The following is a 26,714-nucleotide window of genomic DNA, read 5'->3' as shown; positions in this document are numbered from 1 at the left end:
TCGCGCCTTTAATGGAAACATCATTCACCCCGTAAGAGAGCAAGATCGGTTACACACTGTTCAACAGTTTTCGTTGCGTCCGCGAGATTCCGTTCCATTGATTTCAATTTACTTTCGCGTTCTTTACGCAAGAACTTTTCCAGATCGCCTGGCTTCGTCACCATCTTACCATCTACGTAAATTCGACCCAGAAGGTGCGCACAGTCCAGCAGTTGTTGCGCTTCGTTCTTCTCCTGAACAGGAGGTTCGGCAGTCACCGGATTTGCGTTGTAGTTCACCTTTTTAAAGAAGTGAGTACGGTCTTTCTGATTGAAAAGGCGTTCGGAAAGATGGAAGCCAAACACATCAGCATTGTATTCTTTGCCTGTTGCATCGGTAAATGCATAAGCACCAGCACGATCGCAATCAGTGATCTGGATCGGAAAACGAACCTCTGTCAACATGATACGTGCTGCATCATCGCCCCATAACGTGTTGACCATTTCGGCAAACCCATCGGAGTCAAGTAGTTCAAATTTGCTTTTAGACCATAATTTCATTTTTCAATACCTCATAGTTTCTGTATGTGCAATATAACAAAAGCCCCTCACTTTCGCAAGGGGCTTTTTGATTAATTTTGATGCTTAGTTCGGTGCATCATTTCTTTGTTCTTACCTTCGTTGAATCCACGGACAGCAGGAGCACCCAAATAACCGCATGTACGGCGCGTGACGCTCATTTTAGCCGGATCGTGATTACCGCAGTGCTTACAGTGGAAACCTTCTTCTGTAGGCGTGAACTCGTCATCAGAGCCACACACAAAGCACTTATCGACCGGAAGGTTAGTTCCGAAGTAGTCCAGTTTTTCCATCGCATAATCCCAGACTTTTTCCAGGGCTTGCAGGTTGTTTTTCATATCAGGGAATTCAACGTAACTGATATGACCAGCAGTAGCGATGTAATGATAATCGGCTTCATAGTCGATTTTCTCGAACGGTGTTACCTTGCGATCAACGTCCAGATGGAAACTGTTTGTGTACCATCCTTTATCCGTGATCCCCTTGACTCTTCCGAACTTCTCAAAGTCCAGCTTACAGAAGCGATGGCAGAGAGATTCCGCAGGGGTTGAATACAGGCTGAATCCAAAACCAGTTTTCTTCTTCCATGCTTCGGTTGCAGCGCGGAGATATTCAATGATCAATCGGCCTAATTTCTGGGAGCCGATACGATCAAATGGGTGTTGGCCTGAACCAAACATCAACAGCGTTTCATGCAGTCCGATATAACCCAGACTGATAGAGCTACGCCCATTTTTGAACAGTTCCAGAATTTCATCATCCGGTTTGAGTCGAACACCAAAAGCACCTTCTGTGTACAGGATCGGCGCAACACTGGCTTTAACACCGCGTAGGCTTTCGATACGAGTCATCAGGGCTTCAAAACACAGTTCCAGACGTTCATCAAGGATGCGCCAGAATGCGTCGTGTGCGTCTTCGTTTTCCTGTGCTTCCGCTTCAATAGCGATGCGTGGGAGGTTGATTGTCACCACACCCAGGTTATTACGTCCATCCAGAACTTCATTACCGTTATCATCATGCCACACGCTAAGGAAACTGCGACAACCCATAGGAGATACAGGAACGCTAGAACCAGTAATAGCGCGGTTATTAGCCGAACTAATGATATCTGGGTACATGCGTTTAGAAGCACATTCCAGAGCCAGTTGTTTGATGTCATAGTTGCGATCCTCTGGATCAAGGTTGATTCCTTTTTCCATGAACATAACCAGTTTAGGGAATACCGGAGTGATACCCTCTTTACCCAGGCCGCGAATACGGTTTTTCAGAATCGCTTTCTGGATCATGCGTTCACATCGGGATTGACCAGTACCGAACGTAATTGTAACAAACGGGGTTTGACCGTTCGCAGTATGCAGGGTGTTTACTTCGTATTCATATGACTGAAACGCGTCGAAAACATCCTTTTCAGTTTTATCTATTGCATACTGAACATCACGAGGGATTTGATACTTTTTGGCATCTTTAAAGTGCTTATCATATGTCATTTGAACATATGGAGCCAGCACTTTATCAACGTTAGCAAAGGTTGTCCCGCCGTACTGGTGAGAGGCAATCTGTGCGGTGATCTGTGCCATAAGAGCAGTCGCAACACCGATTGATTTCGGGGGTTCGATGTCTGCGTTACCCATCTTGAAGCCATTAGCCAGCATACCTTTCAAATCCACCAGACAGCAGTTTGTGTATGGCGTGAACGGGCTGTAATCCAGATCATGATAATGGATATCACCAGAATCATGCGCTTCTACAATGTGTTTTGGCAGAATGTGGTTACGTGCGAAGTGTTTCGCTACGATACCAGCCAGCAGATCGCGCTGTGTCGGGAATACCCTTGCGTCTTTGTTCGCGTTCTCGTTGGTGATCTCTTTGTTGGACAGATTCACCATACCGGAGATATCTTTGAACAGCTTACTTTTCTGTTCACGGGCAATATCGCGATCGTGGCGATATTCGATGTATGCACGGGCGACCGCTGGGTTCGTTTTCATCAGGGATTCTTCAACGAGTTCCTGGATACGGGCGATCTTCATTGCGCTACCATCGCGGATCTGATTGTACTGAACCAGCATGATTGCGGCATCAGCATCCGTCATAGTCCCGCCAGCTTTTTCTACAGCAATACGGATTTTTTCTTTATCGAAATCGACGTTTTTACCGTCGCGCTTTTCAACTTTCATTTCGTTGCCTTCATTAATTGCTTTCTATATTTCGCGGTTAAGGCTTTGCGTTCGTCTTTGTCGGCGTACTCGAAGCCCATAGAAACCATTTCGACAATCATATCAGGTTTGGTAAGTCTTGAAAACCATTTTACCTTATCTGGTATGAATTTGTCATGAATACGGTTTTCGGAATAGTCTTGTTTCAGATATGTAAGCAAGTTTTCTAACCAGGCGATGTAATCGACATCACGGGACACCAGACCGGATCTGTTGAATTTGTGCTTTACAATACCTTCTGTGCCGTTACACAGGTTACACAGGAGGCCGCGCACACGTCCGGCGTTTTCGCCGTCTAAAGCATGGTCATGGTCAAGGTGATGTTTCTCGATCTCTCCCTCAAGAGGACGTTTACATATAGCACAATGCCCACCTTGTTTTTCAAAGAGGGCTTGCTTGATAGTTGGGTAGTCTTTTTTGGTAATTCGTTTCGTCAGCATAATAACACCATTCAGTAAGGTGTCATTATTTATTACAGGGCGCGGACGTACTCACGAAGTTGATCGAACCCGCCTACGTGTTTCCCGTCATGGAAAATCTGGGGCATAGTCATCCGGCGCGTACCAACCAGAGATTCGAGTTCATCAATCACCGCTTCGTTCAGTACAGGTTTACCGTCTTCCACGGAATCAGCAACAGACACGAACTCATACGGATGTTTTTTCGCGTCCAGCAAGCGCTTTGAGTTCAGGCAAGGGGCGCAGTTATACACAGAAGGGATATAGCCATAAATTTTAAACATGTTAACCTACATTAAATCGTTCAGTGTTAAAGGGAATGTATTTACGTCGCGTTTCTGGTAGTTGCACACGTAGACTTCTTGCGTTTTGTTTTGCTCGTAAGAGTCGGTATGCTGGCCTAACAGATACTTTTTATCCAGATTATGAACGCGGTATTTCTGCATCCATTCAATCAGGATATCATTTTGTTTTCCGGCATGGTGAGTCACGTTGGACAAACCAAACCAAATACCCCGCTCATGCAGGGAGTCAAGGAAAGCATATAACTCGCGTTCGTGATCTGCGTTCCAGAATTTGTTATACACCGCATCAGTGATCAGATACGGAGGATCGCAATAAACAAAATCGTTATCGTTGATTTCAATATCAGAGTATGAACCAGAACGAAATTCAATTCCTGTCACATTCTTTTTGAAATGTTCGAAACGTTTTTCTGTCATAAAGTTGAGGGTTCGTTTTCCTACAGCAGCGTTAAAATCGCCTTTGTCGTTTGTCCGGTTAACGTTGCTGAATGAATGCAGGATCAGGACATAGAGCCATAAAGGATCTTTATTCTGGTTGTATTCATCACGGAATTTCAGATACTCTTCTTTCTTGTCTTTCCCCAGCCCCTTCGATGCAATCAATTCTCGCACCGGAGACAGGTCAGGAAGCGTTTTAAGACGCTCATACATATCAATCAGCGTCTTATCATAATCGTTGCTTAGAACGGGTTTAGGGACGTTTAGCGACACACTAAGGCCACCGCAAAAACAATCAATGAAACGCATGTATGAACTTCTTTCGGGGAACAGCTTGAATAGTTCAGGTAATAGCGATTGCTTGTTACCTGTATACGGAATAACACCCAAATAACTCATAGTTCACTCAGTCCTTTCTCAAATAAGGCGATCGTTTCGTACTTATACCCACGATTCACCACGAAGCAATGATTTTCGCCTAATTTCTCAAGCATTGCAATAGCACGATGTTCATCTTTTTTATCTTTCAGCAGATAAGCAATTCGAACAACCTCTTTTAGTGTCGCGTTGTCCACCTGTTCCAACTTGAACCCGTAGCCCACCAACTTACAAAAAAGCCCCTTGCGAGCGACAAGGGGCTGATTGTTGTAGAAGACTACTGATCCGTTATCGTTGGCGCGGATATTAAATCCTTGCTCGCTCACGGATAACCCCTACTGTATCGGAGGTGTTTAATACACCGTTGTCGTAATACGTAATCATCGCATCACGCCACCCGTCAGGAATCTCAGTTTCCAGAGTGTCGATTGTTTTGAATTCCACACCGTTAGTGATGGTCATCAGCAAACCTTTCTTACTCTGTTTCCATTCGGAACCTTTCGGGCATTTGTAAACGCCTTTCCACACACCATTCACGCGGATAGCGCACAGTTTTTCAGCATACTTTTGAGTGTCGCGGGTAACTTCTTGCAGCAAACCGCCGCCCATACCGAACGCGATGTTCTCACTCGCCCACTTGTTCGCTTCCATCCAACTTAACACACGGTTGATTGTTTCAGGTCCGTGGATCTCGTCGCCCTGGATGATTCGAACTGAATTATGCAGAACTTTGTAACCTTTGCTGTTTACGGTGTAACCGAAGATTTCGCCCAGTTTACGCAGGGTGTACATGATGTTATCAATCATATCACCGGAATCAGGACGAACAACCAGAGTACCACCCGCAGCAATAATTTGCTCTTTATATTCAGCGATGCGATCTACAGCGCCTTTGTAGTCCCAGGAATCGTACACACAAGCGTAGAACCCTGTACCGAACATTTCGATGCTGTTTTTGTATGCTTCGTCTTCGTTCTCTTTACCGTAGGAAATCGTAGTCGAATGTTCGCGAGCCGGAATTGAAACACCGATTGCTTCGACGTTTTCAACTTCATCAAACAGAGTTTGATAGTCCGCAAACAGACTGATTGCCATAATCATACCTTCAACGGTATCAGTCCCGATGAAGTTATAGAGGTGTGCCAGCCCACCAATACCCGCAGATTCAGCAGAGGTCGCGCCACGCGCCCCGAAATCATGCAGACGTGTACCCAGTGTGATGTTATATGCTTCACCAGTCAGGTCAGAAGTCATATCAAGGTAATGAGCCAGAACCTTTTTACACTCACGCGATAGCGTTGCTACAGATGACGGATACCAGATACCGCGAATCGTCATTGTCTCCAGCCACCCAGCCAACCATGAAAATTCACGTTCGGCGTACACAGTCGCAACGGCATTTTTAACCGGAACAACCGTACCTTCTGGGATCGCACGGAAAGTAACAGGGACATAACCCAGTTCTGCGATCTTCTTCCACCCTTCGTAGTTGAAAATCTCTTTCCCAAAGTGCTTACGGTAAAGTACCCGTGCCAACTCAACTTGTTTCATGGTAATTGGTTCAGCAAGAACCCGCGCAACGAAGTTAACGCCAGCGGTTACTACTTCATCAAACTTACCACCGCGAGATTCAATATAGAACATCGCTGCATCAGTGCCTTGTGGATACTGCAACCAGTGGGACACTTTATAGGAATCAGTTGAGGTGATCAGGCTATTCAGTTCATTAAATTTTTGCATTTAAACGTACTCCACGTTTTGATTAAAATATACGATCCAACCGTTCTGGATGGATCGTGTTCCAGTATTTACTCTTACAGTCTTTCCTGGATTTTTTACCATTAGAGCAGAACACCTTATGATATGTCGTCTTCTTGTGCAACTCTTTGCACGTAGGACAAGTGATCATGGTTCCTACTTTAGCGGCTTTTGCAACATCGTACAATTGTTTGATGTCCTTCTGCCGCTCGGACGTAATGACACGCCCGTTTACTTCTTTGACAACCGTTTCATTTCGAATCGAACCATCGGAATATTTAACTTGTTGTTTCTTTCCAGATCCAACAGTACGCCCCATTGCTAAACGGCTTCGAAGTTCACGCTTTGTTCTTTCAACCCCGCGCCCAACACAGAAGAATTCTCCATCTTCATTATCGAGATCAAGGTCATCAAAGTCAGCCCAATCTTCGAGCGCTTCCGCTTCTGAACACTCATTCATTCCAAACATGTTCGATCCTTAATTGCTGGTCAGTAAGAAGACCCGGTTGTCGCTATAGTCGATGTAGCAATCCCACCAACCCGCACAGTTAACACCATCTTTTTCAAGGCTTATGATTTTAACGCTGGTTGCAACGTCATCATATTCATAAACCGCACCCAGTTCGTTCAGCATTGCTTCAACGTTAGCCCGTAAGCCTTTACCGTTGTGTGCTACACCATTCAGTGCCAAGCAGTAGCCAGCGCAAGTAGGTACTAATTTGATTTCCATGATGTTTTCCTTTTAGGTTAGTGTCTTGTCTACGGGAGCTATATTACCACACTCATAACTCCCGTCAACAAGTTTTTCGAATTATTTTCACCAGGTGATGTAATAAGTCAGATCGCTATATCCGTCACGCTTAGGATCGCTAAAGTTGGTAATACGACGCGAACCCGCGAAGGTATTGAGTAACGCAGCTTGTCGGTTGCGCTGGGTATCGAAAGTAAACCCTTCTTCCGCCAGCCATTCACCCAGATCCGCATATGCTTTTTCGGTACATTCCTGATCCATAACCTTACCGATAAAACGTTTCATATCAAAGGTATATGCTTGTTTAGTCGGATATTTCAGGACATACTCGGAAATGTCTTTACGGGATGCTTCGACCATTTTCGCGTTGATTTCATCAACAAGTTTACGCGCACGTTCCGCCAGTGTCGGGCTACGTCCACAGCGGGGATCATCTTGCGTTTCGCGTTTGACCCACTGTGTCCCGCTTCCCGCCTGTGCGTTCACACCGATTCCATTGATTTCTACCATTATGTTTCGCCTTTTTTAATGCCTCTTCAACTGAGAGGCGTTCGTAATTACGTGATTGTTCGGGAGTTATCACCAGAGAAAATCCAGAGTAGGAGGTTTAGTGTTAATCCCTAAAGTATCGCAGACTTCATCCAGAACGTTTTGATTCCAAAGATTGAACGTTGGAACCTTATACAATCTGGCAAGCCTTGCAGCGATCGCAGTACCACCTTTAACACAAAAATCTTTCTCTACCGCCCAGAATAGAACAAAATCTGTAGGTTTGTCCAGGTTTTCGGTTAATACCTGCATTGAATTGCGAGCATATCGGCGCTGTACCCATTCGTTTTGGTTGTCGAAGTGTCCAGCTACCTTTCTCGCTTCGTCAGCGGCCTTGTACGTGTCGTATTCTGTATAGTCGATGATATCCTTGCCATTCGAATACAACCCGTTAAAACCGTTCTCAGGGAGGATTATACGCCGTCTTTCTGGTGAGTAGTCAAACATGAAATGGCTATCCATTCCAGGAGCACCACCAGAGTAAGCGAAGATCCCCCGATCACTTAAAGCACGTCCAATCTTTATGGCTATACTCGCGATACGTTCAGGGGGTTCACGGCTACCGATCAGTGTAGCCGTTTTTGCGTTTTCGAGAACAGTTTTAAAATTCATTGTTCAGGATTGCGCCCCAGTTCTCACGAACCAGATTTGACGCTTCGTTAGTGAAGGTTTTCTTCGCCAGCGTTGGGTTTTCGAACTGTTCCAGGAAAGGCCCGTAGTTACGTTCGATTTCTTCCAGCGCATCCTGTACAGTCAGCCCCATCACGCGACCGAAATCTTTCGCGGTGAGATTCGCGCTGTCAATTTTGGACAGGACGTTTTTCACGCGGTTTTCAGTCAGGAAGCAAGTGAATTCGTTCAGCTTCGCTTTGTCTGTTTCTGACAGTTCAGAAGGAGCATTGAAGCGGTTCGCTTGCTTGTTCTTCTTCTCTGTGAACTTCGTCGTTTTGCATTTGATTGCAACGCGTTCACCGTTCGGCATGAAAGCAGGTTGAACAGGCTTCATCACGAAACCTTCTGCGATGTTCTCACCTTCACCATCTTTCAGCGTCATGAAGTTTTTGAACTCAGGTTCAACGCCGTTCTTTGCAGGGATCGCACCGGAGTTCGCCAGGTTAACCACCGAATCAAAGGTGATAGGCAGTGTGCGGATCTCGTCAAACGTACCGTATGCCAGCAGTGGAGCCATTTTCAAGCCAACAGCAACAGCGTAATTCGCAACAACGTTATCAGGGAGGAACTGACCATTGACGCGGATATCAAATACGTAGAAATCTTTTTCTCCGTAGTCAACATCTTTCTGTACACCACGCCCCGCGAATTCGCCGTATACCTGGATCACCAGTTCATCGCTATACTCACCGCTTAACTGACGCGCAGTAGAGATCATTTCCCACATCTTACGAACAGGTTCGGAGTATTTCGCAACTACGGGTTCGCAACCGTAGAACTGTTCAGCAGGGAGAATTTCACCGCTACGTTTTGCCGGAATGACTTTGATACCGTCCGAAGTGATCAGGCTAAAGTTAGCCCCGTGGATCTTTTCACGCGCTACCCACACGCCACCAGTCAAACCATTCATGATCACACCGTTGATGAATTTACCTTCATAATGGTTAGTCAGAGAAGAATATTTCACAAACATAATTAACCCTTGATTTTCAGTTGTTTTTCGATTTGATACGCGGCTTTGCGTAACAGTTTCAGTTTTACTTCTGGAAGGATCACAGAACCCTTCATGAAAGCGTCTAAACGTGATTTCTCACTATTCGCGGCACTGGTTACTGCGATCGTGTTCTCTGTTGTGTATCCCAGAGAAGCGTTGATTCTTTCCATCGTGCGGGAATCATCACTACCGCTTTTATTGCTGAATCGTCTGCCTGAATATTGGCATACGGGTTCGCTCATGAGTTTTGTCCAGTCGCTTAACGTCAGAGAAAATTGCAGTTGACGGTTACGCGCATCGTCGAACTTGTTATTGTATGAGCGAGCCACACGCAAATCAAATTCAATCTGGTTTGCACGGCGACGGTGTTCTAACTCAGCAGGATCAAGTGATACCAAAGTTTGAACTTTTTCCGGTTCTACTGGCTTTGGTTTTGCCTCAACCTTCACCAAATCCTTTTTGATAGTCGAAGTTATCACGCCCGACCAGCGATTCATCATTGAAGACATATAAACCCCTTACACCAAACCCGCTTCCTGGAACGCCAGCGCCATAGCGCCGTTGATTGCTTTACGTTTGTTATCTGGACGAGGATCGCGTTTAGCTTTGGTCTTAGGCTTACGCTGTTCTTCACGATGTTTGTTGATATACACACGACGCAGAACATGTTTCACTTTTGGATTTTCTGCGCGGAAAGCACGAATTCGCTCGATTTCCTGAACAATCACGTAAATGTCGCCGTTATCGAGCATGTGCTCACGGGCGATCTGTGCATAGCCCAGTTTCAGATCATTGAATTTAAAATGAATCTGTACTTTTTCCTGCTGGCTAACTTCGCTGATATTACGCTGAACGATTTTCATAGTTACTTTCCTTTAGTAGAATCAATTTTACGAATAAACTCTAACACTTCGGCATTTCTGCTGTCAACATTTTTTAGAACAAAAGTTACAACTACATGAACACCGGATGCTTCGTTCCAACCATCAGCACACGGGATCATCAGATCATCCAGAGTGTTGACAAGGTTTTCCATATCCGCAGGGTGATCGACAAACAAAGTTTGTGTTTCGGTGATACTGGCTTTGAAGCGTTTCCCGATCTGTGCTTCGAGTTCGTCCAGCATACCAGCAGATAACGCGGCGATGTCGATATTTTTCATCCCACCATACACAACATGAAATAGTTTCATATGCAACTAACCTCATTTTCATATTTTTCGCGTTCGAAACAGTCGGGTTCGTTCCAGATCTGGTCAAACTCACGTTTCGTCATGATATAGCCACGGGCGATTTTGCGAGTTAGATCTGAACCGATCGGAGCATACCACAAAATCAATTTACACACCATTCCCTGAACCAGACAATCATACAGCCCTTTTTCCAGGGTGCGTACATCTGTTACGCTATCGACTAAATCGGGGGCACTTCGTTCAGGATGGTCTTTCCACTGACTTTCGATGATGTCGTTTAGTTCCCTGTGAAAATAAATCCACGATTGGAACGATGCATCAGGCGGATTTGACTTGCAACCAGCAGGATAAAATTCAAGCATTTTGATCAGCCTCATTCGCAATACAGATCGCCATAAAGGTAAACATAACCCCCAACGCAACCATCCAGATCGCGGTTAAATCTCCATACAAAGAAGAATAACCACCCATCACTTCAACGCGATATCCCAGCAAGAAAACGAGATACGCTAACACCTTATCTTTCATAATTCCTCACAGAAAGCCCATGCAGCATGATAAACGCTTGCGCCTTTGTCATCGTTCATGCATACCACATCTACCGGACACACAACCCGATACAGTACCGGATCACCACCTATTGAACGTGCAGCCCTTCCAGCATAGATACGAGCCAGCCCGATATCAGCAGTGAAGAAAACACGATCCAGATTTTTCTTTCTGCCTTTTTCAGACAGAGTATCAGAATCACAAGGAGGCAACAACATGCTTTCGATTCCGGCAGCAGTACATGATCCGTGATAGAACTCAACGAACTCTTTGCGGCAGTGAATGGTATTCATGGTTATCTCCTTGTTTTCAGAGATTACAGCTTATCGCTATTCGCCCGACAAGTCAACAAATTCTTTTTCAACGTCTTCTTTTGTTCTGAACAGGTAATCAGTAAGGCTACCTGTCATCAATTCGCGAGTTTTAGCAACTGAACGAACACGGCGTTCACGTTGGCTTTCGGCATCACCAATTCCGTGACCTGGTTCCCACCCTTCCATATCCAACATAATGCGCGGGTGCATCATCACACGAATATCGTTTCCATATGAATAGCTGTTATATTGCCCGAATACAAATCTTTTGAATTTTTCATGATGAACATCATCAACTTCGACCTGTTCACCATAGTACACAATTTCATCACAGAACGCAGCAAGAACAAGCCCACCAGAGTTTTGAATTTTCAGGATTGTATGGATCATCCGGTGACGTGCTTCTGCAATTATATCATGAGAGCCAAATCCAATCTCTTTTGTCCCGAAGCGACAGAAAATAGAATAGGTGATGTTCAGCAGGTATTTCGCGACGATTTGCCATTCATTATAGATAGGATTGGGATTGACACGGTATGCTGATTTATATTCGCGACGCAGTTGAAGAAGTGTTTCTATGACTTTAGCAACATTCCATCCGTTCGGATAAGTCGAATCATGTCGTTTTGCAACAGCAATTATTGAGTTTGCGTATAAGTGGGTGAAAGACATCACACGGACGTTATCAACGTAACCACGATCGCGAGAACTCCATTTGAAGTAGTCCCATTTTGGATCACAATCTGGACGCATAGACGGGGTATGCCAGCGCTTGAACCCCAGGAGATTACAGAAATCGTCAATCAGGGTATCGCGACGGGCTTTATATTTTGACTGGTCGCCAAGAGCAGCGGCGTTGATGAATTCATGCAGTTCATTTTTCATAATTGTTACCTTATGGTTAAAGTTCTTCCGGCTTATCCGTCGAACAATTGCACTATAAACGCACTCATAAACCGTGTCAATAAATACTTTTAAATAAACACCTGGAGTTCTAAGATGAAATCATTCAAAGACTTTACGAGCCTTGATGAAGCGCTGATCACCTTCGGCGGTAAGGCTTATCCTAAATTTGGTCAGGTAGTCATCCTGGCTGGCGGTGCGGGTTCTGGTAAAGGGTTCACCCTCGAAAAGCTGTTAGGCATCGAAGGTATCACACTGGACGTTGACGCACTCAAAAAACTGGTAATGGGTAGTACCAAACTGGCAGCAGAGATCAAAGCGAAAACTGGTCACGATGTCAAAACAATGAACCTGAAAAACCCGGACAACGTAGCAACCCTGCATCATGTGATCGCGGACGTGTTCAACGTATCAAACAAAAACCAGGCGCGTGTTTACGCGGGTATCACATCAGCACCGGAAGATCGTAAACCAAACCTGATTTTCGACGTTACCCTAAAAAGCATGAGTAAGCTGGCAAGTATCGCCCGTGATGTTGAAGCGCTGGGTTATCAGAAAGAAAACATCCATATCGTTTGGGTTATGAACGATGTTCATATTGCGATGCAACAGAACCTTAAACGCGATCGTGTTGTGCCTAAAGAAATCCTCATGGATACCCACGAAGGGGCAGCGCTCACTATGGCGAAGATCCTGAATATGGGCGACTCTCTGAAACAGTACATGGACGGCGATATCTGGATCAGCTTCAACAAAGTAGGCATTGACAGTGAAATCAAGAAATCTGACAAAGGCGGTATGTTTGTCGTTAAGTCTAACTACATCAAAGTTAAGGCAAAAGGAAAGCCGCAGAAATCCATTGATCAGCTTGATAAAGAGTTAGTGGCGAAAGTTGCAGCATACGCACCGAAAACTGATACATGGGGTTGACAATAGGAACATATATGAATATGATGCACACACAAACCGAGGAATTGATATGAAAAAGTTTTTGTTCGATATGGATGGTGTACTGTTCAACTGGGAAGGTTCTTTTGTTCCGATGTACGGTGACCCGGCGAGAATGCCGGAAGAAGAATTGAAAAAAGCGAAACAGGCTATATCACAAACTGACTTCTACGAAAATCTGGAACCATTACAAGAGGGCATCGACCTGTTCTGTCATTTGAGAACTTTAGGTCAGGTTGCGATCTTAACCAGCGTAGGGAAATACAATTCCGATGCGGTAGCAGAACAAAAAAGAAAAGCGTTGATGAAGGTGTTCGGTTATCTGCCTGAATTCCACTACACCAAAAGCAGCGGAGAGAAAGCAGCATATGCGGACAAAGGTATACTGATTGATGACAGGGCAAAAGCTGTGTTGCCATTCAGAAAAGCCGGAGGTAAAGCGATTCTCTTCGTTGGTAGCAAAGAAGAAGCATTGAAAGAAATCAGAAAAATTGCATAAAAGAAAGGGAACCATTGCGGTTCCCTTTTTTGTTTATGGTGTGTAATCCGCAAAGGAGCGGTTCACATCCTGAATAGTGATGTTCATATCGTCGTTCAGGAAAACACTACGATATTTCCCTGCGCTATCCCATGCTTGACGATGCTTATCATTGCGGGAGATCAGAGGGCAACGGTAAGCGTGGGCTTTCAGTTCGTTCAGATCCCGACAAGTCCAGAAGTCTAAACGTACAATACCCATCTGTGCGCATACTTTATCCATGTACGCGATTTTTTGACTATTCACCCAGGACGGGCTTTTTGCTTCGTTGACGAGAATAAAACCGACTTCGCGATCGCGATAGGTCATGCCCCATTTCATCATATCCCAACCCAACACCTCGATCGCCAGTTTTTCATAGAAATCTGTACGAACCAGGGACGATACAGCAGCTTCATATTCTGCATCTGTCATGTTTTGTGGGCGTTTGCCAAATTTGGCTTCGATTGCGTCGCTGAATTTTGCGAATACATCATTGAATTCAAATAGTAGCATTTTTACCTTCTTAGTTGTTATTATGGTGCAGGTTTAACGTTTACCGTCAGAGTTGCAGTAACAGATCCAGAGGTTGCTGTTACAACAACATCACCTTCACTAACCGCATGAAGTTTACCACCAACGATAGAACCATGACCGGAAGAGTCAACACTCAGAGTCATTTCTGTACCAGAAGGATCGATGGTAAACAGATCAGTTGCAGCCAGATCCGCATCACCTACTTTGAAATCAGCAGGAGCGGTTTTTGGTGTAATTGTTACGACAGGATCAGCAGGAGTAAAATCACTCAGCTTATACAGATAACCGTTACGAGATTCGATGAAATCAACATCGGTGTAATCAATATACGCTTGTTTCAGTGTGTCGAATTCTTTCGCGTATTTTTCTTCGGCATAATCACGCCAGTCTTCGCTTGCAGCATTCGCAGCCACGATGATATCAAAGATCCACCACGGCAGATAGGTAAAGCTGGTGTTACGCCACGGGATCGGGTGTACCGTAGTCCATTTTTCTGTAGCCATTTTCAAAACCTCTTTAGTTTTTCTCTATTTAGAGAAGTAAAATTTTGCCGTCACAAGACGGACATTTATCATATTGGTTCACGCGCCCATAGCCGTTGCATTCAGGACAGAACGGGTTTGTTACACCGAACACATTACGGATCGCGTAAGTGGATTGTTCTTCTGTCAGCCCTACGAACCCATCGGTATTGATGAAATGTTCACTCTGTTCCGGTAGCATATCGGTATCGTCATCAAGGATAAGGTAATTCTTACATCCGAAGGTGTCGATCCATGCTTTGATTTCATCACCGCGTCCTGCTTGTCGGTCTGTTAGATTCGTACAGGTTTTCCCAATGATGCGATACAATCCCCACGGGTAGAAGATTTCCCGTAGAGTATGGGTTGTGTTGCCGATCCTCCATGTAGAGGAAATGACAATATCACAGTTCGCATGATTTACGATCCGGCGCAGGTGTCGAGCACATTCAATGTCCATATGCTCACCAAATTTCATGCACCGCATATTATTTAGAACGCCGTCGATATCAAGGAAGATGACGTTTCCGATCTCTTTACCTTCTGATAAGTCTTTCAGGCATTCGTGATTTAATTCAGTCATATTTTACCTACAAAAAAGGGGCCGAAGCCCCCTTTGAATTTTAATAGAAACCGCGAGCTTCGTTATCAAGGCGACGGTCTGCAATCATGTGCGCTTCCATCTGACGAGAAACATAATCTGGATCGCATTCCATTCTTGCTTCTTCGTAGTTGTCCCAGGTATCAGCAACCCATTTTGAACCATTCCAACGAGCATAACCAGGTTCAGAAGGAACAGGATAATTAGCTTCGGCAGCGTGACGCAGCGCTTCACCAACAGTATAGTAAGGAGCATTTGAATTGACTACTTTCTTCACTTTACCATCAGCCCAAACAAACAGAACTGGGTAGTAAGCATTTTTCATCATTTCGTTTTTCATTTTGCTTTCCTTCTTCACTGCGAGAGCCATTCCCCCGCCTTCGAGTACAAATATACTTTAAACGAGGGTATGCGTCAACAAGTTTTTTTAGCAAAAAGTGCTAAAATCGGAAAGTTTCGAATCGACTGTTGCGTGTTTCACGAACAGTAACTTCCCCATCACGCTTGATGTAGTACACCAGCGATTTGATGGTGTCTATCGCGCTTGCGTGTGGACAGCTATCAGGATCTTTATACCAGTTTGGATTTTTCTTGATCCAGTCATAGATCCACCACGGACAAGTATAATACCCATTAGAACGAGCAGAGCGCCCCATCAGGAAGATTGTAGGACTGAATGTGTCCAACCATACCAGTTCGCCTTTGGACTCGTCAGAAGCGCTTACAGGAGCTTCTACGACATCAGGTACTAATTGGATTTGATCGGCTACTTCCGGTGCGACCTCTTTAACGTACTCCATAAAATCCGCAGAAGCATCAATAACCACATCAGGAATGTTTGGGGCTTCGATGACAGGTTCACCCATAGTCACCTCACCTTTGTATGCGACGATTTCCGGTTCAGGGGAATCAATCAGCAGTTCCGGCTTTTCTTCTTCATCCGGTAAAGCAGCAACCAGATCAGCCAGCATGTTATCAAAGGATTTCTGTTTGTTCAGCTTAACAGCAAACACGTTCATAGCATAATCAGCTAACGCGCCTTTCTGTTCTTTTGCGTCGAGGGTACGGAACCCATCAACCTTTTCGTAATCAATGTTCATTGGAATCTCCAGTGTTTATTCAATATTTAGAGCATAAATACATATATACTTTGTACATAGGGTAATCATAGTGGATATTGAAGTCAAATTTTTAAACACAAGCCACGTACAGATTCAGGCAGAAGCAAACATTGTCTATGAACTGCGTGACTATTTCAGCTTCCAGCCCCCAGGCTATCAGTATCAGGCCAAATACAAATATGGTGGATGGAACGGTTACATTTACTTGATGGACTACAACGGGAAACTCCCGTATGGGTTAGCCTATCTGGTATCCAAATTCGCAGAATCACGCGGGTATTCAATCTGGGTTGATCCAAAGATCCACGAAACTGAGGATATCACGCAAGAAGATTTTGATAAGTGGGTTAGCGAACATCCGGTTTATGACGGCGACAAACAGATCGATCCGTACTGGTATCAACGCGAATCCGTGTTCCACGGTATCAAAAACCGTCGCGGTGTTCTGAACCTGCCAACATCAGCAGGTAAATCTCTGATTCAGGGGCTTATCTCTCGTTGGTGTCTGGAAAATTACAGCGGGAAGGTGTTGATCATCGTTCCGACTACCGCACTTGTTGACCAAATGATCGAGGACATTGCAAACTATCGTTTGTTCCCGAAATCGGCAATGCTGGGTATCCGTTCCGGTACAGCGAAAAACAGTAATGCACTGATTTACGTTTCTACCTGGCAATCAGCGGTTAAAATGCCTGCCGAATGGTTCCAACAGTTCATGTGTTTGATGGTTGATGAATGCCACCTCTCAACAGGCATGAGCATCAAAAAGATTATCGACACGATGGATCAATGTATCTTCAAACTGGGTTTATCCGGTTCCCTGAAAGAAGGGAAAACGAACATGATGCAATACATCGGTGCGTTCGGCAAAGTCTTTAAACCAGTTGATACGCGTCGTTTGATGGATGATGGACAAGTCACCAACCTGAAAATTAACACGATCTTCCTTCGATACAAAGAAGAAGAGGTCAAAAAATTGAAGGGTGCGGACTACCAGACGGAAATCAAGTACGTAACCAGCCACACACGGCGCAACGCGTGGATTCTAAAATTAGCGCTCAAATTAGCCCGTGAGAAGAACGAAAACGCCTTTGTGATGTTCCGGTACAAAGAGCACGGAAAATGGCTGTACGAGCAGTTGAGCAAGGTTTACGATAACGTGGTGTTGGTCAATGGTGATACAGACATTGACGATCGTAACGAAATGAAGAAAATCGCGGAATCGACGAAAGGTTTAATCGTCATCGGTTCGATCGGAGTATTGAGTACGGGTATCTCAATCAAGAACCTACACCACATCATTTTTGCGCACCCTTGCAAATCTGCTGTTGTGGTGAAACAGTCTATCGGTCGTGTACTTCGTAAGCACGGATCGAAAGCGCTCGCTACTGTATGGGATATCGTTGATAACCTGGCTACGCTGTCAAAGTCTAAGACAGCCAAAAATAAATACAGTGCGACAAACTACGGTATGAAACATGCTATGGAACGTGTGCGGATCTACAATGAAGAACGATTCGACTACGCGATCAAACAGGTAGAAATTTAAGAGGTCAAAATGAAAAGTTTTACTACATTCGTAAACGAAGCAGCGATTGATGATTTCATGAATAAGGTTGCTTCGTGCCGGACACTGGACGGTTTGAAAGAACTTGAAAAGTATTACAACACCCGCGTGAAAGAAGTCGAGGTTGCAGCATCCGATGACATTTCAATGCGTGACGCGATCAAGGGACGGCGAGAAGAACTGAAAGCCGAACTTGAAACCGGAGAAGAAGAGAAGTTTTAAAAAGAAAGCCCCAACCGAAAGGAAGGGGCTTTTTAATTTCGGAAACCGTTTGTTCCGACACGTACATTTATTTTATTTCAGTGCTGTACTATTCTGAATTATAATTAACTGGCCTTTACTCGAAGGTATCTTACCAATCACCCCACCGAAAGTAAATTCTATCGGACGGCGCAAATGGGTACGCCACACGGTAAGCCCAAGCCCCACAAGGGGTACACATCTATTTACTGCTATAAATCTGGGCGTTCGTCTTCGATACAACCGCTTTCAAACGAAATTCGAAGTGCATGAACCCTGGTCACACATTCTTCCATCAATCCCAGCAAACGAAATACTTCGTTAAAGTCGATTTTTGAATAGTCTTTCATATCCCCACCTACAGCAACATTTGAACTTCGTTCAGATCGTCGGCTTCATTGATACCGCGATCATTCCTTTCGTTGAGATATTGCAAACATACGACACCGCAGATCGGGCCAGCTTCATTGACAAACGCCGTATTACGGGAGTTCATCGGTTGTTTGCACACAACGCATTTGCAATCAAATTCTTCTGCCATTTTATGCACCACTCTCAAGTTTACGGATCTCCAACATGTTTTTGATGGAGTAGCCTTTGTTCTTAACGATATCCAGCGCTTTTCCGGTAAACTCTGCAATCAGTTCGAAGTATTGGATCAGCTTGTTAACTTCAACGGTCTTAGGATCACCGGAGATAGCAATTTTGATTTCACCCGAACCAGTGTAAATGACATCGGTCATTTCGCTTTCGTGTCTACCAGTGTAGAACAGTAACCGATCTTTTACAATCGCTTCTTTCTTCGCCTGGAGTTGAATAAGTTTTTTCTTAGCATTCGAATGGTATCGAAGCCATTTTGACCAAATCTTCGGAATGTCTGCTGATTCGCTTTGTAACTTCAACGGATCAATACGCATATCCTCTTCAAGTTCAGCCTGTAGATCTTCAAGTTTTAGTTCAGCCATGTATCACCTCAAAACAAAGTAACATTATAACCAGTTAGATCAAGAAGTCAAATCTACGAGCGAAGCGAGTACATGAACGAACGTAGTGAGTGAATGTTGGTTAAAAAGTATACGGAAATGTACTGTTTTCTCTATATATAAAATATAAATATTATAAACAGTACATCGTACTTACCCATCACTCACTTCGTTCGTGAAAACTCGCTTCGCTCGTTTGACCTTATAGATCTTTATTACTATAATGGTCTTCTCAAAACAAAACTTGTTAACCCAGTTTAGGTAACTTAATACCTACGATCTGACTCAGCTTAGATTTACCTGCAAGAGCAGACCAATCATCACCTTTGATCAGGTGATCGGATTCGCTTTCTGCTGTGTATGGGTTCACGGAAAGACCGTAACGCATCAGGATAGCAACTTTTGGTTGCAGGGATGCCGGATCTACGGATACTTTGATTGAACCTGCTTCGTCAGCTTCGGTATACGGAGCAAAGAACAGAGAGCCTACGTGATCCATATCACCCAGATCATATTTGCAACCAGTCAGCATATAATCGAACGGACTGGTTGTGTCTGTATAGACATAATAACCGTTGTTCAGCTTACCTGTTGCCAGTGGGTGTTGTTCGTCGGTTTCGTGCATCCAACCAGACGCAGCCAGAATGCCTACAACACGCGCTGTTGCGAGGACATAGGTAGCATCAAATGAAGTCGTTCTATTCATTTCCTGCCCCATTTCACACGCTAATTGATACAGGATACGACCCAATGCTGGGGCATCCTTCGCGGTGTATGCGGTTGTGCCGTCAAAAATACCATCCGTAACGAGTCCATCGACGTTGTAACGTTTGGAAACGGTGATCAGTGTTTGAATAATGTCTTTGTTGACTTCTTCACTTGCCACGGTTCCCAGGATGTCTTCGATCACCCCATCAGCTTCGAACTGGTTCGCTTCCAAATCCTGCATCAGTTCAACCGTCATTTCGGTTTTAAACTTACGCGAACGTACCGGAATATTCCAGCGATCCATCTGGAAGGAGGTTGACGCGATATCTTCGCTGGTTTCATACTTAGAAGTGTCAGCGGCTTCACTCACCAGTCGAATTTTGCTTTGGAACACAGCTTTCATGATCGCGGTGTCTTTGTCAGTATCCAGAGTGTTCAGGGTAATCGGTTCGATAACCTCATAAACAACGTCAGTGCCGTCATGCTTGAACAAATCACCTTTAACGTAGGCTTTAGTCAGATCGATTTCGTCGATATCTGTACGTCCAGAGATTCGGCCTGAATAGGTTGCAGCACTGGAGAAAGTCATATCACCGTTAGGGTTGCGATAGCGAACACCGAACAGTGTTGCAACAGGGAGTTCTGTTTCTTGTACAGCAACCAGTTCATGATAGATCAGGTTGTTAACCGCGCGAGTCAAAGAAACCAGTTCTGGGCGCGTGTTCTGTACGTTGATGTCGGTCGTGCCTGTTGCTTCGTTGATAACTTTTTCTCGTTTACCAGACGGAAGCGCAGACTGACGCATCAACTTGTGAATTGTGTAGTGTTTATCACTCATTTCTTTGGTTCCTGAATTATAGGGAGTATATTGTTTATTTATGCAACGAATTTCCATTCAGGAAATTTGTCACTCTTTAAACGGTAATCAAGGCCAGATCGAGAAAGCCCCAACGCTTTAGAAGCATCGGAACCGCTTGCGTAAACAACTCCATCTATCGACACAGAACGGCTTATTTTGGCCTTGTGCGCGTCTGTGAGCTTAGATCCGGTTCTGTCGAATGCAGAACCCTTGTACATAGCTTTGATAGTCTCTGAACGCTTCCTGTTGGATTCTTCCGATTGTTTCTTTCCTGTTTTTATTTTTGAAAGGCGTTCTTTTACTTCTGGTGTCATTCTTTCACGAGTTCTTTTGGAGATTTCATGTTTCTTTTCTTCTGAATGAAACATTCCCAGCATAGGGCCACCAGAACCACCCACGCCCATATTGTACACATCTGGACGATTGACGAAATCTAGGTTTACAATCTCCCTTTCCTTTTCATACATCTCTTCGCTTGTATCAAACACGAACAAGATCTCTTTTACGAAGTTCTCAATTCCATATTTCCGTTGAGCCGCTTTGATTGCTTTACCAGAACCCATGTATGAATCGTTAATATCATCTGTCGAATGTGCGCCGATATAGATTCTATCGTTTATCTTGTTTGTTATTTTATAAATTATATGTTTCATAATATAGCCTCAATAGTTTTCATTATTTATATAAACAAAAAGGGAACCCGAAGGTTCCCTTTAAAAAGTCGTTGTTTTTCAACAACTTATAAGCCCTTAACCCACACGCGGCGGAAGTATGCGTTTTTACCGCACATTTCTTTGCTGATCATACCAGAGGTGATACGATCTGCCGGAGCCTGAGAGCGAGAGTTCGCAAACGGGTTGATACCGATACCGTAACGAGTTTTGAAGCCCATTACTGGCTGGAAGTTCTTAGGATCAGAACCACGCAGCGGAGTCAGCGCAACGTATGGAGCGTAGTAGATACCAGCATCCATTTCGTTATCACCCTTGTAGCCCACGGTGAAGTAATCCTGGCGAGCGTACTGGTCGATGTACACTTTGTAAGTGCCACCCAGTACACCAGCGAATACCGCTTTAGTGGTGTCTACGTTCAGAGTTTTCTGGAGACCCTGACCTGCCGGAGTGATGCCGCTGTCGATACGAGCCAGAGCGGAAACCACGTTACGGGAAGCGATGATGAAGTTACCAGCACCACGACCAGTTTGACGCGCGATTTCGTTCGCTTCTTTGTCGATCTGAATCAGCAGAGCTTTATAGCTTTCACCAGCCCAACGAGCGCCGCGAATATCTACTGGATCTTGGAAGTCAAACGCACCAGCTTTAGAGCCTACGGTCTGGGTGAAACCAGTTTTACCAATCTGCGCGGTGTAGTTGATCAGGTCAACGATTTCGCGGTTGATTTCCAGCATGATTTCAGTTGCCAGGATTGCAGACAGTTCGGCGTCAGCGTCCATACCGTGTACAGCGCGAAGATCCTGTGCCAGTTCAACGGAATACTGTGCTTTCAGTTGACGGCTACGAGCTTCGATAACCTGTTTGTCGATACGGAAAGCCATTTCGTTCCACGGGTTAGCGCTGGAACCGTTGAAGTTTTCCTGGAGTTCTGCTACGCTGGTAGCCATACCTTCGGAAATTTCAGCCAGAGTGCCTTTCTCGTTTTCTGCGATTACAGCAGCATCCAGAGCAGCAGCATCAGCACCAGTTACGGTTACGTTGCCGGAGGTTACGTTCTGGAAGTACGCGATACCAGTTTCCTGGAATACGTGCTTAACGATAGCGCCGGAAGCGATAGCAGTACCGGAAGCGATAGCAGCAAACGCGGTGTTTGCACCTTCACCAGAATACATGGTGTCTGGAGCGAACATCGGATGGAATGCTTCACGAACGTTTGCAGGAGTACCGCCAGCCAGAGGATCTTTACCGTATACAGCACGGAGTGCGAACACCTGACCAGTAGGGCCAGTCATAGGCTGAACACCGCAAATGTCGAATGCGATCAGGTTAGGAATCGCACGGCGAACCATACCGATTACAGCAGGGCCGATGTTGGTGATTGCACCGCTGGATTTACCAGAGGCAATGTTGGTTGCGTCGTAACCGTGGTCACCCGCGATCTCTGCTTCCGCCAGGAAACCGCCGAAGGATTCAATGATTTTTTCGTCGCGATATACTGGATCAGTATCAGCATCCTTTTCCTGAGTTTCCAGAATTGCTGCAACCAGTTGTTTTTTGGATTTGGTAGCGATATCCGGTAAACCTTCCTGAGATTCCAGAAGATCGTTCCATTTTTCCATCAATTCGTTTTTCTTAGACATTGTTTCTTACCTTATAAGATTAGGAAAGGGCTTTAGCCGCTTGTACATATTTATTGATCTTCGATTTCTCTGCTGGAGGTGTATTTTCATTCACCGGAACAAAGTCATCTTTAGTGGTTGTCTGAGTAGTGGTACTCTCTTCAACCTGTTTTTCCGCTTTAGTCGCTACCATTTCAACGATTGCGGTCAGTTTGGATTCGAACTTGTCGGAATATTCCAAACCTTCGATCAGGTTCTGAACCTTTTCAATTTGCGATTCAGTCAGATCTTTTGTTTTTTCTGAAACGATGGTATCGCGTTTCATGTTGGCGATCTCTTTAGCCTGAGCCTGATTAGCTTCGAACAGGCGTTTAACTTCCTGCTGATTCTCGGTCAGTTCATCTTCGAGTTCTGCAACAACATCAACCTGCGCTTCTGGGATAACTACGTTGTGTTCAACGAACAGTTCTTTCATTCCCATTACCAGAGATTCGAACAGATCGGCCTTGATATCACGGGACACAGCTTCTTTGTTTTCAGAGAGCCATTCCTGCGCGATGTGGTCGAAGTATTTATTCGCATCTTCGTACAGTTTATTTTCGATTTCGCCAGCTTTTTCGGCAACCTGGGCTTCAACCAGTTCATCGGAGCGTTCCGCGATCTGGGCGATGTGGGTTTCAGCGAGTTTCGCAGCACCTGCTTTTACAGCTTGTTCGAATACAGTGGTGAAGTTTGCTTTCGCATCATCAGAAAGTTCAACTGATTCGAAAATGCTGTCTAACTCAACTGGGGTATCCAGGTTCTGGGCTTCTGCCAACAGTTGTTCTTTAAGCATTTCTAAGTTTCCTGTTTGATATGATATTATTTATATAGACTTTTCAAACGTTCAGAGAGTTTTCTGAAAGCGTCATCATCAGCACTATTATTCTCAACAAGCGTTTTGCTTGACTGAGATTCGGTAATCGGCTTAACGTAAGCATCTGGAGCGCTTGGCCCCCAAACAACATCAACGCCTACCGCCAATTTAAACCCTTCTTGTACGATACCGTAACCTTTTCCAGAATCGGAAAGTTTACCCAGTCCGCGAGAAGAAACACCTGGAACCCAACCTGCGCGAATTAACGCCGCGAGTTTATCCCCATCACCGTTATCACCTTCGACAACAACAGCGCGACCCCAAACGTCATTACCTTTCCACCATAATTTTTCAATTAGGATGCAAGCATTACGCGGATCGACATTCGGTCGCGGCGGGTGATTCATTTCACCCAGAGCTTGACGGGTATTAACCTGAGTTCTGATATAATCGTTTACTGCTTCTTCTAATACTTTTTTCGGATACAGTCGCTTATTGCGGTTAACTTTTTCGGCCTGGAGGAAAATACCTTCAATCCGAAGTTTACCGTCTTTTTTCGACTCACCGACCGATTCTAAAATCGAATCGGAAATATCCGCACAAGGTAAACCCCATTCCTCGATTAGCAGCATATCGCCGTTTTCATTGAGTTGGGATTCATTCATATTTATAGCCCTAATGCGGCGCGTTTACGGAGCGCTTTTTTACGCTTACGCTGTGCGCGGGTTGTAATAGAAGGGTTTGCACGTTTTGTTTTTAGCGCACGACGCGCAATTTGGCGACGTTGAGATTTAGTTAAACCAGTTGTTTGATACGCATTACGTTCACGGGTTTTACGGTCTTTTTTACGTTCCACATTACCGCGCGAATCTACGTGTTTAACAATGACTTCATCTAAACTCAAACCCTCGACAATGGACATCATAGCCAGGGCTAAATGAGGTTCATTGACCGCCAAATTTTCGATGATCTTCACAGTGCCGTCATCGATCCCCAGAACATCAACACGGGCTTTCGCTTCGGTTAAATGGGGTTCGAGATCTTCGACGCTGATTTCTTCGAGTTCGAGTTGCATTATTTACACCTCTTATTCGTCTTTATCGTCGTCTTTTTTATCAGACGGCTTTTTGTCTTTGTCGTCGCCTTTATCATCGCCGCCTTTGTCGTCGTCATCGTCATCGTTGTCGTCATCGTCGGTTTCACCTTCGATGCGTACAGCTTCCGCGAGTTCAACGCGCATTTCTTGGCGAAGGGCTTCGGTACGGTCTTCCATGATGGAATAGAATTGCTTCTTCGCTTCCACCAGATCACCGCTTTTGATTGCTTCGATAAATTCTTTCATCAAAAGTTTTCCTCTTCCTCTTCGGGATTTTTGAACCGTTCTTCTTTGGATTCTTCTTCGATCAGCTTCGCTTGTTCGTCAATGTCTTCATCAGACATTCGAAGAATCTCTTTCATGATGTATTTATGGGAGACATATTTCCCTACTACACCTTCAACCTGTGACATTAACGTTAGGCGACGTTCCATGATCTCAATATCTTTCACTTCCGCGTAATATGAATCCTGCTGGAAAATGAAGGAGATTTTGCTAACGTTCTCTTCCCATTCTTCCTCTGTGATGATTTTTTTCGCGATCAGGTTAGTTTTTAACGGATCGGAAAGCACAGGGCTGAACTGAATTTGCAGTGTGCGGATAAACTTACTGAATTTCAGTTCATCACGGGTGATTTCGCCACCACCACCAATTTGCATACCCCCATCATCGCGAGGCATACGGCTTAATGGCACACGCAGTGCTTCATAGAGCTTACGGTTAAACCATTTGATATCATCCATATCAGAGAAGTTAGCACCGCCTGGAAGCGTGTCTACTTCGGTGATAGCTTTACCGTCACGACGCATTAACCAGTAATCTTCTGTCATTGACAGGTTGTTTTGCTGGTTCTTAACAGTACCCGTTTTAGCATCGTACACAACGCGGTTTTTAAGCCCCTGTGCAATGTTATTTACGTACTGTGTCGCTTTGTTGCCGCCCATCTGACCTACATCGATGTAGAACACACGGCGTTCAGGTGCGCGGGTGATACGGTAGATGACCATCGCATCTTCCAGTAAACGCAATTGGTTTGCTGGCTTGACTGCGCGGTGCAGATATCCGATAATGTTGTTACTGCAATCTTCCAGACCAGAATGCGCATACACGATAGCGGAGCGCGGGATTTTAACCTTCTGGTTATGCTGGTAGATCTGCCCGTTGTATGTATAGCCATTTTTAGGAGCGCTATACACGAAAAATTCGCGATAACCACGGAATACTTTCACGCCACCATCAAGGGTTTCAGTGATAGATTCGCGGATCAGTTCCATCGAACGCGGATCAAGTTGACGCAGTTCGCGGATACCTTTGCTTTCGTCTTTATGCATGATTTTATGGAAGTAGATACGGGAATCCACATACCAATCACGGAACAGACGCGCACCCATGTTATCAAAATCATAGATATTTAGAACGTTATCAAATTCTTCTACGATTTTGTCCTGGATTGCCTTACTAAAATCTGTTTTGGCAAGATCCAAAGTAATGATATCTTTGCCCTGTTCATTCACGATCGCATCGTCAATAATTTCAGAAACAGCGTTTTCTACTTCTGGGTAAGACATGATGCCGCGATATGTATTGATTAATTGTTCTTTGTTCTGAATCGCCGGATCTTGTCCAGAATAAAACTGCTGGAATACGCTTGCGTATTTCTGATTAGTCAGATCAGTTTCGATTTCATAAGCACCATCATTATTTTTAGGAGGCGCGACCGAACCTGTATCATTTTTTAATTGCTGTTCAAGATCTAATTCGTCCTCACGGGCGAAATTCTTGAAAAAGCTAAGTACATTGCCAAAGCCCAAAAAGTTCATAGTAACTCCGAAA

The 26,714-nt window shown here is 44.7% G+C and carries 36 protein-coding genes; 4 read left to right on the top strand and 32 right to left on the bottom strand.

Features of this window, described 5'->3' with window-relative positions:
- Positions 1 to 20 precede the first annotated feature (20 nt).
- The 18 genes from ACFOWS_RS16890 to ACFOWS_RS16805 all read right to left on the bottom strand — a co-directional run bounded on the left by ACFOWS_RS16890 (position 21) and on the right by ACFOWS_RS16805 (position 12,016).
- Positions 21 to 539, bottom strand: coding sequence for a hypothetical protein (locus ACFOWS_RS16890; protein ID WP_379767171.1), 519 nt, complete (start codon positions 537 to 539; stop codon positions 21 to 23).
- A 71-nt stretch (positions 540 to 610) separates the two neighbouring features.
- Entirely contained in the window at positions 611 to 2,734 is a 2,124-nt protein-coding gene (gene nrdD / locus ACFOWS_RS16885; RefSeq protein ID WP_379767168.1) for an anaerobic ribonucleoside-triphosphate reductase, read from the bottom strand.
- Complete coding sequence (locus ACFOWS_RS16880) at positions 2,731 to 3,213, bottom strand: endonuclease domain-containing protein (protein ID WP_379767165.1); 483 nt, start codon at positions 3,211 to 3,213, stop codon at positions 2,731 to 2,733. The genes nrdD and ACFOWS_RS16880 overlap by 4 nt, the downstream gene beginning before the upstream one ends.
- Positions 3,214 to 3,245: 32 nt before the next feature.
- A complete protein-coding gene (locus tag ACFOWS_RS16875; protein ID WP_379767162.1) occupies positions 3,246 to 3,515 on the bottom strand; it encodes a glutaredoxin family protein in 270 nt (89 codons plus the stop codon).
- A 6-nt stretch (positions 3,516 to 3,521) separates the two neighbouring features.
- Positions 3,522 to 4,373: a Dam family site-specific DNA-(adenine-N6)-methyltransferase gene (locus tag ACFOWS_RS16870; RefSeq protein WP_016054040.1), complete on the bottom strand. Its 852-nt coding sequence runs from the start codon at positions 4,371 to 4,373 to the stop codon at positions 3,522 to 3,524.
- Positions 4,370 to 4,678: a hypothetical protein gene (locus ACFOWS_RS16865; protein WP_016054039.1), complete on the bottom strand. Its 309-nt coding sequence runs from the start codon at positions 4,676 to 4,678 to the stop codon at positions 4,370 to 4,372. The genes ACFOWS_RS16870 and ACFOWS_RS16865 overlap by 4 nt, the downstream gene beginning before the upstream one ends.
- Positions 4,659 to 6,092, bottom strand: coding sequence for a nicotinate phosphoribosyltransferase (locus ACFOWS_RS16860; RefSeq protein WP_379767158.1), 1,434 nt, complete (start codon positions 6,090 to 6,092; stop codon positions 4,659 to 4,661). Before ACFOWS_RS16860 ends, ACFOWS_RS16865 begins: the two co-directional genes overlap by 20 nt.
- 22 nt (positions 6,093 to 6,114) lie before the next feature.
- Positions 6,115 to 6,570 (bottom strand): hypothetical protein, encoded by a 456-nt coding sequence (locus tag ACFOWS_RS16855; protein WP_379767155.1) that lies wholly within the window; start codon positions 6,568 to 6,570, stop codon positions 6,115 to 6,117.
- 18 nt (positions 6,571 to 6,588) lie between these two features.
- Positions 6,589 to 6,840 carry a hypothetical protein gene (locus ACFOWS_RS16850; RefSeq protein ID WP_016054036.1) on the bottom strand — a complete coding sequence of 84 codons (252 nt, stop codon included), beginning with the start codon at positions 6,838 to 6,840 and terminating at the stop codon, positions 6,589 to 6,591.
- Between the two features lie 87 nt (positions 6,841 to 6,927).
- Complete coding sequence (locus tag ACFOWS_RS16845) at positions 6,928 to 7,371, bottom strand: hypothetical protein (protein ID WP_016054035.1); 444 nt, start codon at positions 7,369 to 7,371, stop codon at positions 6,928 to 6,930.
- A gap of 69 nt (positions 7,372 to 7,440) precedes the next feature.
- Positions 7,441 to 8,022 carry a hypothetical protein gene (locus ACFOWS_RS16840; protein WP_016054034.1) on the bottom strand — a complete coding sequence of 194 codons (582 nt, stop codon included), beginning with the start codon at positions 8,020 to 8,022 and terminating at the stop codon, positions 7,441 to 7,443.
- Positions 8,012 to 9,055 carry an RNA ligase, Rnl2 family gene (locus ACFOWS_RS16835; RefSeq protein ID WP_379767150.1) on the bottom strand — a complete coding sequence of 348 codons (1,044 nt, stop codon included), beginning with the start codon at positions 9,053 to 9,055 and terminating at the stop codon, positions 8,012 to 8,014. The genes ACFOWS_RS16840 and ACFOWS_RS16835 overlap by 11 nt, the downstream gene beginning before the upstream one ends.
- A gap of 2 nt (positions 9,056 to 9,057) precedes the next feature.
- Positions 9,058 to 9,576 carry a hypothetical protein gene (locus ACFOWS_RS16830; RefSeq protein WP_379767147.1) on the bottom strand — a complete coding sequence of 173 codons (519 nt, stop codon included), beginning with the start codon at positions 9,574 to 9,576 and terminating at the stop codon, positions 9,058 to 9,060.
- Positions 9,577 to 9,594: 18 nt separating this feature from the next.
- Complete coding sequence (locus tag ACFOWS_RS16825) at positions 9,595 to 9,939, bottom strand: hypothetical protein (protein WP_349043877.1); 345 nt, start codon at positions 9,937 to 9,939, stop codon at positions 9,595 to 9,597.
- Between the two features lie 2 nt (positions 9,940 to 9,941).
- Positions 9,942 to 10,268 (bottom strand): hypothetical protein, encoded by a 327-nt coding sequence (locus ACFOWS_RS16820; protein ID WP_349043876.1) that lies wholly within the window; start codon positions 10,266 to 10,268, stop codon positions 9,942 to 9,944.
- Positions 10,265 to 10,645 (bottom strand): hypothetical protein, encoded by a 381-nt coding sequence (locus ACFOWS_RS16815; RefSeq protein ID WP_379767144.1) that lies wholly within the window; start codon positions 10,643 to 10,645, stop codon positions 10,265 to 10,267. The genes ACFOWS_RS16820 and ACFOWS_RS16815 overlap by 4 nt, the downstream gene beginning before the upstream one ends.
- A gap of 147 nt (positions 10,646 to 10,792) precedes the next feature.
- Positions 10,793 to 11,035 (bottom strand): hypothetical protein, encoded by a 243-nt coding sequence (locus ACFOWS_RS16810; RefSeq protein ID WP_379767141.1) that lies wholly within the window; start codon positions 11,033 to 11,035, stop codon positions 10,793 to 10,795.
- 111 nt (positions 11,036 to 11,146) lie between these two features.
- Positions 11,147 to 12,016 carry a hypothetical protein gene (locus ACFOWS_RS16805; protein ID WP_379767139.1) on the bottom strand — a complete coding sequence of 290 codons (870 nt, stop codon included), beginning with the start codon at positions 12,014 to 12,016 and terminating at the stop codon, positions 11,147 to 11,149.
- A 114-nt stretch (positions 12,017 to 12,130) separates the two neighbouring features.
- Between ACFOWS_RS16805 and ACFOWS_RS16800 the strand changes: the two genes are divergently transcribed.
- Positions 12,131 to 12,964: a hypothetical protein gene (locus ACFOWS_RS16800; RefSeq protein ID WP_379767136.1), complete on the top strand. Its 834-nt coding sequence runs from the start codon at positions 12,131 to 12,133 to the stop codon at positions 12,962 to 12,964.
- Positions 12,965 to 13,013: 49 nt separating this feature from the next.
- The gene (locus ACFOWS_RS16795; protein ID WP_016054024.1) at positions 13,014 to 13,481 is read left to right on the top strand and encodes a hypothetical protein; all 468 of its coding nucleotides are present in this window, start codon (positions 13,014 to 13,016) and stop codon (positions 13,479 to 13,481) included.
- A 33-nt stretch (positions 13,482 to 13,514) separates the two neighbouring features.
- Here ACFOWS_RS16795 and ACFOWS_RS16790 read toward each other — a convergent pair whose 3' ends face one another.
- The 5 genes from ACFOWS_RS16790 to ACFOWS_RS16770 all read right to left on the bottom strand — a co-directional run bounded on the left by ACFOWS_RS16790 (position 13,515) and on the right by ACFOWS_RS16770 (position 16,258).
- Entirely contained in the window at positions 13,515 to 14,015 is a 501-nt protein-coding gene (locus tag ACFOWS_RS16790; RefSeq protein ID WP_016054023.1) for a hypothetical protein, read from the bottom strand.
- A 20-nt stretch (positions 14,016 to 14,035) separates the two neighbouring features.
- Entirely contained in the window at positions 14,036 to 14,539 is a 504-nt protein-coding gene (locus ACFOWS_RS16785) for a hypothetical protein (protein WP_349043873.1), read from the bottom strand.
- Between the two features lie 28 nt (positions 14,540 to 14,567).
- Positions 14,568 to 15,140 carry an HAD domain-containing protein gene (locus ACFOWS_RS16780; protein ID WP_349043872.1) on the bottom strand — a complete coding sequence of 191 codons (573 nt, stop codon included), beginning with the start codon at positions 15,138 to 15,140 and terminating at the stop codon, positions 14,568 to 14,570.
- Between the two features lie 40 nt (positions 15,141 to 15,180).
- Positions 15,181 to 15,528 (bottom strand): hypothetical protein, encoded by a 348-nt coding sequence (locus ACFOWS_RS16775; RefSeq protein ID WP_379767131.1) that lies wholly within the window; start codon positions 15,526 to 15,528, stop codon positions 15,181 to 15,183.
- A 70-nt stretch (positions 15,529 to 15,598) separates the two neighbouring features.
- A complete protein-coding gene (locus ACFOWS_RS16770) occupies positions 15,599 to 16,258 on the bottom strand; it encodes a hypothetical protein (protein ID WP_379767128.1) in 660 nt (219 codons plus the stop codon).
- 70 nt (positions 16,259 to 16,328) lie between these two features.
- Between ACFOWS_RS16770 and ACFOWS_RS16765 the strand changes: the two genes are divergently transcribed.
- Together ACFOWS_RS16765 and ACFOWS_RS16760 are read left to right on the top strand one after the other, a co-directional pair.
- On the top strand, positions 16,329 to 17,828 hold the full coding sequence (locus ACFOWS_RS16765) for a DEAD/DEAH box helicase family protein (RefSeq protein WP_379767125.1): 1,500 nt from the start codon (positions 16,329 to 16,331) through the stop codon (positions 17,826 to 17,828).
- Between the two features lie 9 nt (positions 17,829 to 17,837).
- A complete protein-coding gene (locus tag ACFOWS_RS16760) occupies positions 17,838 to 18,068 on the top strand; it encodes a UvsW-1 domain-containing protein (protein ID WP_379767123.1) in 231 nt (76 codons plus the stop codon).
- Between the two features lie 560 nt (positions 18,069 to 18,628).
- Here the strand turns inward: ACFOWS_RS16760 and ACFOWS_RS16755 are convergent.
- The 9 genes from ACFOWS_RS16755 to ACFOWS_RS16715 all read right to left on the bottom strand — a co-directional run bounded on the left by ACFOWS_RS16755 (position 18,629) and on the right by ACFOWS_RS16715 (position 26,701).
- On the bottom strand, positions 18,629 to 19,051 hold the full coding sequence (locus tag ACFOWS_RS16755) for a recombination mediator protein UvsY (RefSeq protein WP_016054014.1): 423 nt from the start codon (positions 19,049 to 19,051) through the stop codon (positions 18,629 to 18,631).
- 265 nt (positions 19,052 to 19,316) lie between these two features.
- The gene (locus ACFOWS_RS16750; RefSeq protein WP_379767119.1) at positions 19,317 to 20,672 is read right to left on the bottom strand and encodes a hypothetical protein; all 1,356 of its coding nucleotides are present in this window, start codon (positions 20,670 to 20,672) and stop codon (positions 19,317 to 19,319) included.
- Entirely contained in the window at positions 20,654 to 21,289 is a 636-nt protein-coding gene (locus ACFOWS_RS16745) for a GIY-YIG nuclease family protein (protein WP_379767116.1), read from the bottom strand. Before ACFOWS_RS16745 ends, ACFOWS_RS16750 begins: the two co-directional genes overlap by 19 nt.
- Before the next feature lie 86 nt (positions 21,290 to 21,375).
- Entirely contained in the window at positions 21,376 to 22,950 is a 1,575-nt protein-coding gene (locus ACFOWS_RS16740; RefSeq protein WP_379767113.1) for a hypothetical protein, read from the bottom strand.
- Between the two features lie 19 nt (positions 22,951 to 22,969).
- Positions 22,970 to 23,764: a hypothetical protein gene (locus ACFOWS_RS16735; RefSeq protein ID WP_349043865.1), complete on the bottom strand. Its 795-nt coding sequence runs from the start codon at positions 23,762 to 23,764 to the stop codon at positions 22,970 to 22,972.
- A 26-nt stretch (positions 23,765 to 23,790) separates the two neighbouring features.
- Positions 23,791 to 24,450 (bottom strand): prohead core and protease, encoded by a 660-nt coding sequence (locus ACFOWS_RS16730; RefSeq protein ID WP_016054009.1) that lies wholly within the window; start codon positions 24,448 to 24,450, stop codon positions 23,791 to 23,793.
- Positions 24,451 to 24,452: 2 nt separating this feature from the next.
- The gene (locus ACFOWS_RS16725; RefSeq protein WP_349043864.1) at positions 24,453 to 24,860 is read right to left on the bottom strand and encodes a hypothetical protein; all 408 of its coding nucleotides are present in this window, start codon (positions 24,858 to 24,860) and stop codon (positions 24,453 to 24,455) included.
- Between the two features lie 12 nt (positions 24,861 to 24,872).
- Positions 24,873 to 25,127 carry a prohead core protein gene (locus tag ACFOWS_RS16720; protein ID WP_016054007.1) on the bottom strand — a complete coding sequence of 85 codons (255 nt, stop codon included), beginning with the start codon at positions 25,125 to 25,127 and terminating at the stop codon, positions 24,873 to 24,875.
- The gene (locus ACFOWS_RS16715) at positions 25,127 to 26,701 is read right to left on the bottom strand and encodes a portal protein (RefSeq protein WP_349043862.1); all 1,575 of its coding nucleotides are present in this window, start codon (positions 26,699 to 26,701) and stop codon (positions 25,127 to 25,129) included. The genes ACFOWS_RS16720 and ACFOWS_RS16715 overlap by 1 nt, the downstream gene beginning before the upstream one ends.
- Between the last annotated feature and the right edge of the window lie 13 nt (positions 26,702 to 26,714).

The organism is Flagellimonas marina (assembly GCF_042651185.1).
GTDB lineage: Bacteria > Bacteroidota > Bacteroidia > Flavobacteriales > Flavobacteriaceae > Flagellimonas > Flagellimonas marina.
The sequence above is the reverse complement of the archived record's forward strand: the minus strand, read 5'-3'. Positions and strand labels throughout refer to the sequence as shown.